This window comes from Mycobacterium numidiamassiliense (assembly GCF_900157365.1).
Lineage (GTDB): Bacteria > Actinomycetota > Actinomycetes > Mycobacteriales > Mycobacteriaceae > Mycobacterium > Mycobacterium numidiamassiliense.
This window is the reverse complement of record NZ_FUEZ01000004.1, coordinates 4,393,592-4,406,806: the sequence shown is the minus strand read 5'-3', so window position 1 is coordinate 4,406,806 and position 13,215 is coordinate 4,393,592. Positions and strand designations below refer to the sequence as shown.

Annotated in this window: 16 protein-coding genes and 2 pseudogenes; 7 read left to right on the top strand and 11 right to left on the bottom strand. The window is 61.0% G+C overall.

Features of this window, described 5'->3' with window-relative positions; all coding sequences use genetic code 11:
• Positions 1-15 precede the first annotated feature (15 nt).
• Entirely contained in the window at positions 16-297 is a 282-nt protein-coding gene (locus MNAB215_RS29105; RefSeq protein ID WP_077081838.1) for a DUF732 domain-containing protein, read from the bottom strand.
• 711 nt (positions 298-1,008) lie between these two features.
• Here MNAB215_RS29105 and MNAB215_RS30880 point away from each other — a divergent pair.
• The 4 genes and pseudogenes from MNAB215_RS30880 to MNAB215_RS29570 all read left to right on the top strand — a co-directional run bounded on the left by MNAB215_RS30880 (position 1,009) and on the right by MNAB215_RS29570 (position 3,042).
• On the top strand, positions 1,009-1,338 hold the full coding sequence (locus tag MNAB215_RS30880; RefSeq protein ID WP_077081837.1) for a DUF732 domain-containing protein: 330 nt from the start codon (positions 1,009-1,011) through the stop codon (positions 1,336-1,338).
• 35 nt (positions 1,339-1,373) lie between these two features.
• A pseudogene (locus MNAB215_RS29090) lies at positions 1,374-1,578 on the top strand (IS256 family transposase); the annotation flags it as partial.
• 119 nt (positions 1,579-1,697) lie between these two features.
• Entirely contained in the window at positions 1,698-2,678 is a 981-nt protein-coding gene (locus MNAB215_RS29085; RefSeq protein WP_077081836.1) for a threonine ammonia-lyase, read from the top strand.
• 82 nt (positions 2,679-2,760) lie between these two features.
• Positions 2,761-3,042 carry a hypothetical protein gene (locus MNAB215_RS29570; RefSeq protein ID WP_131829186.1) on the top strand — a complete coding sequence of 94 codons (282 nt, stop codon included), beginning with the start codon at positions 2,761-2,763 and terminating at the stop codon, positions 3,040-3,042.
• 1,527 nt (positions 3,043-4,569) lie between these two features.
• Here MNAB215_RS29570 and MNAB215_RS29075 read toward each other — a convergent pair.
• From MNAB215_RS29075 to MNAB215_RS29565, 3 genes and pseudogenes are all read right to left on the bottom strand, one after another.
• A pseudogene (locus tag MNAB215_RS29075) lies at positions 4,570-5,458 on the bottom strand (serine/threonine-protein kinase); the annotation flags it as partial.
• Between the two features lie 180 nt (positions 5,459-5,638).
• Entirely contained in the window at positions 5,639-6,208 is a 570-nt protein-coding gene (locus MNAB215_RS29070) for a hypothetical protein (protein WP_077081835.1), read from the bottom strand.
• Between the two features lie 798 nt (positions 6,209-7,006).
• Positions 7,007-7,489 (bottom strand): DUF732 domain-containing protein, encoded by a 483-nt coding sequence (locus MNAB215_RS29565; RefSeq protein WP_131829185.1) that lies wholly within the window; start codon positions 7,487-7,489, stop codon positions 7,007-7,009.
• Positions 7,490-7,892: 403 nt separating this feature from the next.
• Here MNAB215_RS29565 and MNAB215_RS29560 point away from each other — a divergent pair, with 403 nt between their 5' ends.
• The gene (locus MNAB215_RS29560; protein ID WP_131829184.1) at positions 7,893-8,855 is read left to right on the top strand and encodes a hypothetical protein; all 963 of its coding nucleotides are present in this window, start codon (positions 7,893-7,895) and stop codon (positions 8,853-8,855) included.
• Positions 8,856-8,961: 106 nt separating this feature from the next.
• Here MNAB215_RS29560 and MNAB215_RS29060 read toward each other — a convergent pair whose 3' ends face one another.
• Complete coding sequence (locus MNAB215_RS29060; protein WP_077081833.1) at positions 8,962-9,636, bottom strand: DUF429 domain-containing protein; 675 nt, start codon at positions 9,634-9,636, stop codon at positions 8,962-8,964.
• 98 nt (positions 9,637-9,734) lie between these two features.
• Here MNAB215_RS29060 and MNAB215_RS29900 point away from each other — a divergent pair, with 98 nt between their 5' ends.
• Positions 9,735-10,637 carry a hypothetical protein gene (locus MNAB215_RS29900; RefSeq protein ID WP_165691626.1) on the top strand — a complete coding sequence of 301 codons (903 nt, stop codon included), beginning with the start codon at positions 9,735-9,737 and terminating at the stop codon, positions 10,635-10,637.
• Positions 10,531-10,938, top strand: coding sequence for a DUF732 domain-containing protein (locus MNAB215_RS29055; protein WP_342743259.1), 408 nt, complete (start codon positions 10,531-10,533; stop codon positions 10,936-10,938). Before MNAB215_RS29900 ends, MNAB215_RS29055 begins: the two co-directional genes overlap by 107 nt.
• Positions 10,939-10,948: 10 nt before the next feature.
• On the opposite strand, the gene MNAB215_RS29050 is transcribed toward MNAB215_RS29055, so the two are convergent.
• The 6 genes from MNAB215_RS29050 to MNAB215_RS29035 all read right to left on the bottom strand — a co-directional run bounded on the left by MNAB215_RS29050 (position 10,949) and on the right by MNAB215_RS29035 (position 13,155).
• Complete coding sequence (locus MNAB215_RS29050; RefSeq protein ID WP_077081831.1) at positions 10,949-11,236, bottom strand: hypothetical protein; 288 nt, start codon at positions 11,234-11,236, stop codon at positions 10,949-10,951.
• Between the two features lie 99 nt (positions 11,237-11,335).
• Complete coding sequence (locus MNAB215_RS29045) at positions 11,336-11,662, bottom strand: hypothetical protein (RefSeq protein WP_077081830.1); 327 nt, start codon at positions 11,660-11,662, stop codon at positions 11,336-11,338.
• A gap of 3 nt (positions 11,663-11,665) precedes the next feature.
• Complete coding sequence (locus tag MNAB215_RS29895; protein WP_165691625.1) at positions 11,666-11,836, bottom strand: hypothetical protein; 171 nt, start codon at positions 11,834-11,836, stop codon at positions 11,666-11,668.
• Between the two features lie 12 nt (positions 11,837-11,848).
• On the bottom strand, positions 11,849-12,082 hold the full coding sequence (locus MNAB215_RS29555; RefSeq protein WP_131829183.1) for a hypothetical protein: 234 nt from the start codon (positions 12,080-12,082) through the stop codon (positions 11,849-11,851).
• Between the two features lie 120 nt (positions 12,083-12,202).
• Complete coding sequence (locus tag MNAB215_RS29040) at positions 12,203-12,856, bottom strand: HK97 family phage prohead protease (RefSeq protein WP_077081829.1); 654 nt, start codon at positions 12,854-12,856, stop codon at positions 12,203-12,205.
• Positions 12,853-13,155: a hypothetical protein gene (locus MNAB215_RS29035; RefSeq protein WP_077081828.1), complete on the bottom strand. Its 303-nt coding sequence runs from the start codon at positions 13,153-13,155 to the stop codon at positions 12,853-12,855. Before MNAB215_RS29035 ends, MNAB215_RS29040 begins: the two co-directional genes overlap by 4 nt.
• Positions 13,156-13,215: the final 60 nt, after the last annotated feature.

The following is a 13,215-nucleotide window of genomic DNA, read 5'->3' as shown; positions in this document are numbered from 1 at the left end:
CAAAGGAGCGATGACTCATCTAAGTGTGTCGGGGCACAGTTCATGTTGGGCGGCGTCCACGACGTTGGGGCCTTGGTTCAACGAGAACATCCCGTACAGATCGGACGGCTGCGCCCCGGCGTGGAGTTTATCGCAGACCATGTGCCCGAACCTGACATACGAACCTTCGGTGCTGGGCATGACGAACTGGGTGGCGTGGAGCCGGTCGATGAAGCTTTGGTCGTCGGCGTGGCTGGTGCCCGCGCCGAGGGTCACCGCGGCAGCTACGGCCGCCACGGCGACTATGAGTACCTTCATGACCTTTGTGCAGCCTTTCTCTTATCGGCGCGAAGCGTATGACGCTCGGGACTTGGCACGGGCCGAAATCGCGAAAACCTTCTCACCGTCAGCGGCTGTTGGTGGCATGAAGGCCGCACGTGCGTGGCTATGCTGCGCGCCTGCTCCCCGGTACGCGCAGAGACGTAGGTCTCTTATCTGACCCCGTTCGGTCAATCCAGGGGACCAGGTATCGGGCTCCGGTCGCCCGTCATGGTCGCCTCGGCCTACGCGATAGCCCCTCGAAGCCAAGCGTTTTCGCCATGGGGTCTGCTGCACCGCTCGTTGTGTTGATAACTGTTACACATTCAGCGAGAACCCCGGCGAGGATTACACCTGCCACGGCCACGGCGGTGTCGCACAAGTGGTCTCGCCGTAGATATGGATGACGCTGAGCCGACGAAAGCTGCAGATGTCGCGGATGGCGGGAGCGAGCAAACCGCCGCGATTCCCGACAGTGGCGAACCTGCGCCCGCGGAACACGCGTGGTCCGCTGCTGCCGAAGAGCAAGAAATGCAGATCAGCGAAAAAGCGGGGAGTGCGGTGCCAAGGCTCCCCGTTGGATCATCCCGCAGGTAAAGCATCTCGCCCCACCCGAGGGTACCGGCGGTGCCGATGCGATTGCACAGTTCGCCAGCAATCAGTGACCGCGCTTGCCGGCAGCATTAGCCTAGCGCTGTGGGGAGAGCAAAAATGATGCTTGCCTTGGTCTCGTCGGTTTTTGTTTCCGGCGCGTTGGCTGGGCCAGCGAGCGCGGATCCATTCCTGACCAAGGATGAGTTGAACTTCATTGGGGCGGTGGCGCCAGAGGGATACGGAGGCGATGTATACGCGACCGTACGGGCCGGCCATGAGGTGTGCTCATTACTGGACCAGGGCCTCACACACGTGGCAATTCAGAGATTCGTAGCGGATACCTTCAGCGACCGGCGACAGAATGCGGACTATTACGCGGCGCTGTTCTCTCAATACGCGTCGTATAACCTCTGCCCCAGACACATTGGCGAGTTCGGACAGGTCTGATCTAGCACAAGCTGCGGCAGCGCTCGGTGGTGTTAGAAGCTACCAAAGGACCGGGACCCCGCGCTGCCGGGATTGGCCTACAAGCTCATTGATGCCGCACAGGCCCGCTGGCGCTCGGTCAACGCCTCGCACCTGTTCGCACTGGTCCGCGCGGTGTTCCACAAAGGCAAACTGCTCGAACGCCCCATCGACATCAGACCACCCGAACCGACCGAATCAACCGGAACGGAGGTCGCCTGAAGCACCCCAATCGACAGGTCTCGACAATTCCTCCTGTCGGTGCGACTCACTTCCCAGTACGGCCCGGTCGGCGGGCGTTCACCAGATGGAATAGCCCGGTGGCACTACGCTGCTGTGTCGTGGAGCAGACGCGCCTCGACACTGCTCGGATCCAGGCGGCTCGCCGAGTAATCGACCCGATATTTCTCGATACGCCGCTGTACCTCTGCGAGGCACTGGAGCGCGACCTCGGGTGCACGGTGAGCATCAAGCTCGAAACGGCGAACCCGGTCGGCAGCTTCAAGGCCCGCGGCACTGAGGTCGTCGCAAGTCTGCTCGCCGACAACGGCTCGCGAGCCGTAGTGTGCGCCAGCGCGGGCAACCTTGGACAAGCCCTCGCGTGGTCCGGTCGCAGCCGGGGGCTCGACGTCACCGTGGTGGCATCCCGCTTCGCGCCCGCGGCAAAGCTTGATCGCATCCGCGCACTGGACGCGAGATTGGAGCTGGTGGACGGCGATATCGAGATGGCGCGCGAACGGGCGGCGGCTGTCGCGCGGTACGACGGCATCCGGCTGGTCGAAGACAGCCTGGACATCGAAACCTGCGAGGGCGCGGCGACCATCGGCCTGGAACTGGTAGACACCGTGCCGTCGTTCGACGCGGTCCTTATTGCTCTCGGTGGAGGGGCACTGGCCACCGGTGTCGGTCATGTGGTGAAGGCCTTGGCGCCCGAAGTCGAAGTGATCTGCATCCAGCCACTGGGCGCACCGGCGATGACACTCTCATGGCGCCAACGGCGCGTCGTGACCACCGACACGACCAACACCATCGCTGACAGCGTCGCCGGACGTCATCCCATCCCGGAAGTCCTGGACGACCTCCTCCTGGTCGCTGACGACACTGTTTTGGTCAAGGAGGCATCGATTATCGCCGGTATGCGGATGCTCCTCGACCGCGCCGGCCTCGTCGCTGAACCATCGGCCGCGCTCGGTATCGCGGCGATCCTCGAAGACCTTGACCGCTTCGCCGGCCAGCACGTACTTACCATCGTGTGCGGCAATAATGTCGACGTAGACGCCTATCACCGCTGGGTCGGTACGGCACCCATCCACACGTCTTGACAATTGCTCTCGCCGCCGTTAGCCGTTGGTACTAGCGATAATCGGTGTCGCGGGACAGTTGGAGTCCGTAGGGGGAACGAACATGAGCAAGAAAGTGATGACTGCAGCGGTAGCTGCAGGTTTTGCCATAGGGCTCGCACCGACGGCGCACGCTGATGACATCAATAGGGAAGTCTGCCTGGCCGTGATGGCTATGGGTGTCAATCCCTACAATCCGAACGACCACTACGCCCTCAACATGCTCGAACGGTATCCGAACATGACTTACAACCAAGCCAATGATCTGGTGGTAACGGCATTTCGCTCGGTCCGCTTTCACGAGAACCCCATGTGCAACGGTATTACTATTCCCGAGAACTACTGACAGTCGCGCTCCAGCCACGGCCAGGTCGGAACAGCAACCGCGCCACCCAGGTGGCCTATTTCGAGCGACGGGCGCGCTGGCACCGTTGTCGCACACCACGACATTCAGCACAAACCCTCGGTGCAGTTCGGTTGTTTCTTGTGCGCAGCACCACCACTGAAGGGTGCCTCGCGGCGGTCACCAACTCCGGAAAGGCGTTGGTGCCCATAATAGTTGATACTTTAGCTTTAGAAAACTTCGGTTTTGCCAACCCTGCCACATCGGGCCTGTCGCCGCCCCCGACGGCGACTCAAAACGGCTGCCTGTGTAGCCCTGTCGTCCGGTTATGTCTAGGGAAGAGAAGTAATCTTTAAGCAGCGCAATGCATCGCGCGCGGTCCGCCAACAATCTATCGAGCGGTTGCCAGTCGGGGTCTCTGTCTTTAGCCACAGCGGCGACCGTATCAGCGCCTGGCTCACCGTTGCTGCGGTTTTGGGGTAACTTTGTTCTGTCACTTGAGGTTTCGCAGCGAAGGGAAGCGTAACCGCTAGTATTTCCTGGCGGGGTCCTGTTCGGTCATGGCGGCAGAGGGCATTCAGTCAGTATTTCAGGTTGGGGTTTTTGCGTTGAGGGTTTTTGCCGGGCTGATCATCCGGCGCGTTTGGCAGAGCGGCAGGCGGCGGGGTCGAGCTGGGCGGCCGACTGTTGAGCGCAGTAGTGGCTTGCCGCGTCTGCGAGCGGGGGATACTTCAGTTCCCTGCAAACCAGGCGGTGGTCACGGTGTGCGTCTGGGGTGGTGGGAAGTGGCCTGCCCCGAATGCACCGACTTTGACCGTCCACAGGGGGTGAGCACGGTCGACGGCCGGCACGGTGGTCCCTTCGAGGACAGCGATGTTCTGGCCGGGGCTGCAACCGTAGGCGGGGTACAAGCCGTCATCTCGGCCACCCCAAGCGCCCCCATTGCGTAGGCGGCATTCAGTGCCGTCATCCAGAAGCAACCCAAACGGCAACGGCGTCGCCGGCGGCTGCACAGCCGGCAGCGTATCCGTGTAGGCCACGCGATGAAGCTCCCTGTCCCAGGGATCATCGCCACACAACAGAGTTCCCGCATTGGACGGCCAACACACGCCGGCACCGGCAGCGGAAGGTGCACAACGGTAAATGCCGGAGTCGACCGCCGCTGGCGATGCGTCGCAAGCGAAGACGTCGGTGATGTGGCTCGATGAAGGCACCGACGGCACTTCAAGGTAACCGTTGGCAGGTTGGCCGTTGACAACCGCCACTGCGGTAATGACCTGCGTTGCCGCGGGTGCTGCGCTGGTAGGTGCGGCGACGGGGCCGGAGGTGATTCGACTCGGGTCGAGGGTGGGGTCGTGAGGGGCCGCTGTTGCCACGGTTGCCACACCAGCGCAACGGCTCCAACCAAAAGGAGCGCAACCACCGCGGCAGCCGGGATACCCCATCGCCTTCGAGGACCACCCGGCAGTCGGGGTTCGACGACGCCTTGCTTTGAGCGGGATTGAATGCTGTTCCGAGGAGTTTGCTTGGGGGCCAATCGAGCGGGGGCGGTCGGCGCGGCCCGGGCTCGGCGGGGTATCTCGGCTTGCTCGGCGGAAGCGTGGGCGAAGTCTACGCAGCGCGTAAATCTATCGGCGGGATCCTTGGCCAGGCCCGCCGCGAGCACAGGGTCGAGCCTGCCCAGTTCGGGTCGCGTGTCGGAGAGAGCAGGCACCGGTGCGTTGAGATGGCGGCTGATTACGACCGCCGGATTGGAGTGAGGGTACAGCTGCGATCCCGTCAAAAGGTGGTAAGCGGTAGCGGCCAGCGCGTACTGGTCGGCGCGCCCGTCGATCTGCTCGCCCAGCAGCTGTTCCGGCGCCGTGTACGCCACCGTGCCGACAGTCATGTTGGTCGTGGTCAGTCCACTGATGTCATCGACGCCGCGAGCAATCCCAAAGTCGCTCAGCAGGATTCGTTGCTTACCCTCGTCGTCTCGGTGGGTAAGCATGATGTTAGCCGGCTTGACGTCGCGATGCAGCAGACCCCGCTTATGGGCATAGTCCAACGCGCCGGCAATCGCGGTGATGATCTCGGCAACTTCGTGTTCGGGCATGCCGACTGGGTAGCGAGTCCGCAGCAGCTGCGCGGCATCAGTGCCGTCGATGTAGTCCATCGATATCCACATTTGACCGTCGAATTCTCCGCGGTCATGCACACCGACAATGTGCGGGTGGAAAAGTGTCGAGGCCAGGTCTGCCTCGCGCAGGAACCTCTCCCGGAACTCACCATCCGCCGAGACCTCTGCCGGCAGGATCTTGAGTGCGTCTTGACGAGGCAATCGGGGGTGCTGGGCGAGGTAGACCTCGCCCATTCCCCCAGATCCCAGCAGCCGCAGGATGGTGTACCCAGCAAAGGCTGCGCCACTAGCCACCGGCATGCGCGAATATTACCGGCGTTACGGTGGTGCGGATTGGTTTTCTAACGGAGCCGCATTGATGCCCATGGTTGTTGGTGATAATGGGCAACGCGCTCGGTCTCATCTTGCCCCGAATCATTGCCTTTTTCGGCACTTGCCTTGGTCTCATAGCCAGCCCTAGCTGGTGGCAATGGCGCTACTTCAACGGACCGTGTCCCGTGCCGTGGTCCAATCGGTGGCGATGGCCTCCTGCGCCCCATCGAGCGGCACTCTGCCTTCGCAGACAAGCTCATGCAGCCTGGATTCGACGCCGTCTTTCGGGTTGGGGGATGCACCGGGTTCGATCCACAGATTTCGGGGATCGTTGGGGTCCCCGCCGAGTTCAAGTGGCACGAGGTGGTCGTACTCTGTGTCTTTCAGCGAGCCGGTGTAGTCGTATGCCGGCGCGTTTTCGCGCTTTTCGATCTCGGTAATGGAAGCCGGCGGCCGGATTGACTTGGTGTAGCCGGTTCTGCAGATCGTTGTGGCGAGCGTGTCTTGGGTCACTTTCGGACTGATCGCACTGGGGGTGCAGATCGGGTCGGGCAGGGTCTGCCCGGTAGCGGCCGAGCGGTTATGGCAGGCCCCAGGCGTGGGCTGGGTCTGCACGGTGTAGTAGGTAGGACCTGGCCCGACCGGCACATCAGCAGCCGCAGTGCCGACCGCACCGATGAGCAGAGCCGAGCTGGTCACTGTAAGGGTGGTTGCGATGACGATTGCCGTGCTACTCATTGCCCCGATTGACTGGATGGTCGATGCCGCCGTGGTGAGAACACGCCCCCTGGGAAGTTTTGCTGTCAGAAAAGCAGCCGTCTCTGCACTGATACGTATCCCCCGGTAGTGGGGTCGGAGGGTTGCAGTGTATGTCCGAGGGGACCGCGTAATCTACTGGCAGACAGCTCGTAGTCAGGAACGGCGAGGTGCCAGAGCCAGCGCTATGTGGAATTAAAGCCGCGCCGATGGTTGCGACTGCGATCGCTATCGCGACAAGCAGTCCACGAATCATGCGCCATATCCCGGTGTCGATGCTGACTTTGCTGTGGATGGTGACGCTAATCGCACACAACGCCCCGACCTAGGGGCCAAGGTCCTTGTGCTAGAGGCACGTCGTCGCGCGGATGAGGGATCGGGAAAGCGGGGCATCGCCCGGCTCGCGGCCGGCTGCCTTTGTTGGTTACCGGGTGTGCTCTTGCGGGGGACATATCACGAGGTTCTTGTTCTAAGGACTGGGAAGCAGGTTCTGCGAGTTCTGCATCTCTTCTTGCTGCTGCTTGGCCTGCTTTAGGCTGGTCGCAGTATCCGGCGACATGAATACACGAACTGGTGGAGGACACTGCGGATCGGTGCAAACCCCGCCGCCCTGCCCGATCGGATCGGCGCCGACTGCCGGTGCTCCTACGACGGCGGCTACAACAAAAACGCTGTTAGCAATGAGTTTCTTGATTATCACGCTGGGCTTTATCTCCGTTCTTTTAGATCAGTTATACATTTGTACCGATGGTTAAGGCGACCCGGTGCGCCGCTGGCGATTTAGACACCACTAGCAGGGCCACCGCCCGGCGACCACATAAGTGGCGGATATACAGGAAGTGGATTTACGGGCCGCGATTCCGTACGTTCTTGTGGACCCCCAGGCATATCCGGCCAACTTCCGTGCCAGGGACAGTAAATGACTGTAGCCGCAGAAGAAATGCCGTTAGCATCTTCAAACATATACGGCCCGCCATGTCTGCGATCCAAATGATAGAGTGCCTGCATCGGCGTTTCGCCAAAATCCATTTCCCGGCAATCCTGAATGCCCTGCGACCTAACGAGTGGAAAATCCCAAATCGCCATAGGATTATCCTGATCCGGTTCGGTTAACAGCCAGTAGAACTCTTGATCCTGATGAACACTCGCATGAGAAGTCGGCGCCGACAGCAGAGCATAGCCAACCATGGCAACCATCAGTACTAAAAAGCCTATTGACAGAACTCGAATGGGCGAGCGTGTGGTGGTGGCGGTGCTTGTCATCATCGACGCCCCAACCCGGTAGAAGGCAGCACTGCTTCTACGGCAAGCTAAGACGCGAATGCTGCCGCGCAACTAGTGCCAAAAGTCCTTGAGCAGCAGCCAAATGGCCCCGCCACGTTGGAACAGTTCGGCATCGCACCGCTGACCAGATCGCTTCCGCTCACTTAGCAACGACGGCCGCCGAAGATCACTAGCACCCCACAGCGCAGGAAGACGGCCAAGTCTCGCCTCCGGGAGGCTTGGGGCTGGCCGAGTGGCCGCTCGAGCCCGGTCGGCAGTCCTGGCAGGGGCTGCAAGCCGCCTTAGGCGGACCAAGGGAACGAAAGCGTCACGTAATGGGCTGGCCCAGATTAGCCTCCACGCTGGAAGGTTGAGTCTGCCCTGGGGAAGGATTATGCGGCGCTTGCCCATCACCATCACCTCGGTTTGCACAAGTATTTCGCTGCTGATCGCGGCAACGACGATTGTCGCGGGTTGTGCGTCGCACAGACATGATGGCGCGCCGCCGGGTCACCCTGGCCCGCCCTCTGCTGGGTTTGATCATTCGACGGTGAACGACTGGGCCGCAAGTATCTGTAACAACCCCAGCACACCGGACGGAAAACCTCGCGGCATCTATACGCTGCTTCGCTTACGACCCGTCCAGTTCATGCCACTGCCCGGGGCGTCCGCTGTTAGTTTCTGCTCAATTTATGCCCCCGAAACGCAGGGGGGATGCGACTACGACCTCTCGATCGACATTGGCAACTATTCATCAGCGTCTGCGCGACAGACCGATATCGCTAACTTTGCCAGGTTGAACTTTCCGATGATGGCTTACGCAACCAGGGCAGCAAGTGACACTACGTTGTGGTTAATCGGAGCATCGGCTTGCGTCGAGCACCCGCCCGCACAAGTCGCATCCAACGCGCCGGAACAGCTCGCACCGCTGGAACAATTCGGGTTTAGCATTTCACCTTCACCCGTTCATACCGAAGTTTCTTTTCCCGGCCGTGCATCGACAATGCCGAGCGCCGTACCGCCTCCTGCGCCGAGCACGGCGGCGCTACCACCGGATGCTGACGCCCAAGGTTTCATCGGCTACTCAGGAGCACGTTGCAACTACACCAACCCTGCAATCGTCATCGCTCGCACCGCTGACTCGCTAATTGTCATCTGCCAGACCGGCGTCGGGCGGCTGTACTACAAAGGGTTCGGGTTACAGAACAACCTCTCGGTTGAAGTCGCAGATCCTGCGAGGACAGGTGCAGCATTTATCGCAAGCAACAATGGCGTCCAATATTCAGTGTCACCCCATGAATTGGTCATCACACAAGGACCGACGGTACTCAGCAATGAAGCGATGCTGACGTACTGGTCAAGATAGCGGTTATTTGTGTTGTCTCCGAACGGGTTTGGCGCGAAGACGGCAGATTACCTGCTCTACCGAAGGAGGCCGAGCCTGCCTTCTAGAACTAATTCAGTACAGAAATTCAATACCATATTGCAACCCGCTGTCGGCGCTCGTTGATCTGAGGCGGACTCGGAATGCTTCCGCAACAGCCGGTTGCGATGCGGTCGGCGCTCCAGGCGGCTGCGGCGGCATCGAGGATGTCGTCGGGCGATGCTTCAGCCGCTACGCCTATCTCAGCGGGAATCACGATGCCCTGCGCCCCGAGTCGCGTCATGCGATCACGCTGGCCATGCCAGGTTTTCTTGCTCATCAAAGCTGGGCCGTCACCCATCGCCATGAACGACACTTCGGGATGAATTTCGAAGAGCGGGAGAGTGGCGCCGTCATCGAAGAGCTTGTCTGCCTCTAGCACCTTCTGTCGAAGTGCATAGCTTTGTTTGCTGAGTCCCAGTCCGGTGAGTTCTCGGCTAAGCGCGTTGGCAGAGTCATATGAGTCCTGTTGAAGGATCGATCTTGGCGGGGTTAGAAACACGCTGGACCTTCGCGGCCCGAGTGCGATCTTGCTCTCGATGTCGGCTTTCCGAAAACCGTTGTCAAGCAGGCCGAGGGGAATATCCACCGTGATCGCGTCGTAGTCGTTGGACTCGACCATGGCGACAAGTGTGGGCGCAACGTGGGCAGCGGTGAATCGGCCATCGACAAGTTCGATGCCGACCCATCCTTTTGCCCATCCGTCTACACCTAGGACCCGCACGGCCTGATGCTACGTTGCCGGCGGCTGTTATCGCGTTGACGAGCAGCCGCTGACCCGTTGGAATGGGATTTCCACACTCCACCCTGGCAGGTGATGGCATGACTGACCGCGGCTCTGCCGACTCGGTCCCGACGGACACCACGATCGGGGCGGCGGCAGGCGACGGCACAGGGCTTCTGCCCGACGCTATCCGTGACGTCGCTACGCCCGCGACTATGTCGAAGGTTGATGAGACCGAAGTAGTAGACGATCCGCGAACCGGGGAGCGGGTCGGCGAGCCGGACAGCCTAATGGAGGCTGGCGAGCACCAGCCGGATACCGCTGTGGGTAGCGCAGCCGGTACCGAGATTCTGCCCGACGCAATCCGCCACGTGGAATCACCTTTGGCGTGGGAACAATCCGACGATGACGACGACATCGAGGAGAATCCGCGAACCGGCGAGGAAGCACATGAACCCCTAGCTGACGAGGACGAATTAGGAGACGCAGCGGCCCAATCTTTTTGCTGGACATGGGGTTACGCCGCCATGTTCCTTTCGATCGCACTAGTGGCCGCGGTCGTGGTTGCCGCTGTCGGCTGGGCCGTCACGCGAGGAAGCCACCAAACACCTGCAGCGGCACCGAAGTCGTCGTCCACCATTCCATCGGGCGCGGAATCATCACCATCGACATCATCACTCAGCAGCCGGCCATTACCAACGGTGGCCCAGGCGGCTCCCGCGACAACGACGGTGACGACCCAAGCCCCAACCAGCCAAACGCCGAACCCAGACGCCGCCGATAACACCTATATCTCCATCATCGAAGCGGCGGGCATTCACCTGTACGACAGGGGGAAAGCGATCAGCGCCTGGCCGCACGGACATATGCGGATTCCTGACAACAGGCAAGGATCTGGCTGGACAGTCCGAGCAGGAGATTGCGGACTCCGCCGCCAACGCATGGATCAATGTGCAATCCGATTTCCCGGCGCTGACGGAGGCACAGGCCAAAACAGTTGAGCGCGCTGCCGTAGCCGCCTACTGCCCACAGTTCACCGACCTCATAGCAGTGAACGGGCCTGCGGCAGATAGGCAGTATCTTCAAGAACTGGCGCGCTTTAATATTCCGGTCACCGATCCTGCGCGCGCAATCGCCGCCGCGCATTGGGTTTGCGACCAGCTAACCTCCGGCACCACGCAGGCAGACGTTGTCAGGGAAATGCTGGTACAGGGCTTCATCAGGGATACCGCTACCGGCACCGTGGTTGCAGCGACCGGCAACTACTGCCCGCAATTTCGGGGGCCGCTCCCAACCCGGTAGGGGTAAGTCGCTAATAGCGCAGCGTTACTTGGCAGTCGATGGTTACACCGCTGCGGATTACAGCCTCAACGATGGCGCGTCCATTGATCGCGGCGCAGGTGTTGTAGTCCACGAGGATTGCTGACCTTTCAGGCCACTCGCCGCGCAGCAGCTTGGTGGCGATGCGAGCGGCCTTCTCGGTGTTGATATTCCAGCCGTCGCGGCCGAGGTCCGGCTGGCGATAGGCGGCGGTGGTTGCGTCGCGAATCTCCCTTGCTAACTCTCGGGTCAGCCGTAGATACGCGGTCGAGGTGTCCATCAAGATGTCCAGGTATGTCTGGGTTTTAGGGTGCACGACCCGCGGCGGCGAGAACCATGGACTGGAGAGGAACCGCCGCGGGCCGCGCACGGGGTGGGGCTACGCCCCACGTCTACTCTTGCCCGCTTCCTCAAGCGAACAGCGCACAGCTTCATGCAGCACCTCTAAATCCTGGCCCGGCAGCTTCTCGTACTGGCGGTGCCCGTAAAACTCCGCGCAGGTCTGGGCGGCGAGTTCGTGGGTCGCAGCGCCACCCAATTCCGTTCCGTAACGCGCAACCCCGACCAGCTTCAAAAACTGCATCGCCCGCTCCGCATCAGCGTGACGCGCATACTTTTCGATCAGCCGACCCGTATCGCAGTCCACTAGCCCAATCGTCGCCCACGACGATTGGATAGCCCGCTCAGATAACCGCAGCCGCAACATTTGTCAGACTCCCTTCTGGAAACGACCGCCGGTGACGATGTACTCCGGGACCGCCGCGGTTGAAAGCGGTCCATCGCCAACCTGATACGCGCTGGCGGTAGGGCTCTGGCTGACCAGATCGGCGGGCGGAATGTAGTCGTATTGGGCGCCGAGCCAGTCGTGTGGTGTAGTCATTTAAGTGGTCTCCTAATAGAGGTTGCGGTCGGGGATCATCCTGTCGAGGTGGGCTTGGGCGCTAGGATCAAGGCGCACACCGACTTTGAAGTCGAGGTAAGCATCGTTCACCGACCGGCCGGTAGCTTCTTCTGCGCGGGCGCGCTCCGACTGCCGTTGACGATAAAGTCGCTGGCAGGTGTCGTTGCAGTAAAAGCCGTCGCTGCGGAGTTCGCGATGGCAGTGGCCGCACGTACGGTTAGCCATTTAAATCACCTCGCTCACTAGGTCGCCGTATGTCATGCATCTGTGGCGAACCCACAAGCGACGGTACGACATTCACATATAGAGAGAGCAATTCTTGCGGATCTCTCGCGGTCGGCAGCGTCATCGCATCACCGCCTGTAGGTAGGCGATGGCGGCGCCCACGGTGTGAGCTGTTTCGTAGCGTCGGCGGAAGAGTTCGGGGTTACGTCGGACGGCGGATGCGTTTGCGGCCCGCCTGATTTCAGCTTGCGTGCCGGGATTGGCACCGTAATTGACGACGCTGACATCGCCCTTTTGTAGGGTCAACGCGCGGATGGTGCGATGCGTGTAGTCGGCGTCCCAGTCCTGCTCGGTGACGCGGAAAGCGAAGCTCATCTCGTCAACGTCTCGTCTCCGCATTTTGGGGAGGAGGCGCATGACGTCGGGGTCACTCTTGTCGAGGCGCGCCCAGACCTTAAGGCCGTGGGTATCGCGGGATAGTTTCAGGTTGCCGGATTTAGTGCGGGCGAGTGGCAGGCCTGTGTGATTGATCAGCAACATCACGTCGGGCTGGGTGGCCAACGTGGCGTCGAATGCGCGTTTATCGATCTGTTCGACCCAGCCGCCCGCGTTAGGGCCACCGCCGTAGTCGTACGGGTCGAACGTGGCGGCGTAACCCTCAAGGATGTGATCACCGGTCGCCTTTATTGTGCGGAACGTGAAATCCTCGGCCCAACTGCGGCATTCGCGGACACCAACTAGGTTCTCGCGGTCGGCGCGGTATTCCCTTGTCATGCGGACACCCCCGCGAGCACCTGGGCCTCAATCTCGTCGGCCTCCGCACGGAGGCGGGCTGCCTTGTTAAGCCGGCGGGCGCGTACGCCTCGCTGTTGCGCTGCGGTGACTGCGGTGTCGCGGTCCGCGCGGACGAGGTTGAGTTGATCTGGTGTCAGGTCGTCGAGGGTGATGTGCCCGCCGTAGCGCCGCCGGGCGTGAGTTACTAACGCGAAAATCCCGCGTGCTCGTTGTTCATCCATCGGCATGGCAGCCCCTTTGTAGTCGTTATCGACTAAAGAGTCGCGCAGGTTTTCCATGCAGCGGCGGCAAGGACACGGCATCAAAACCGTGTAACGGCAATGGTATTGGCCATATCA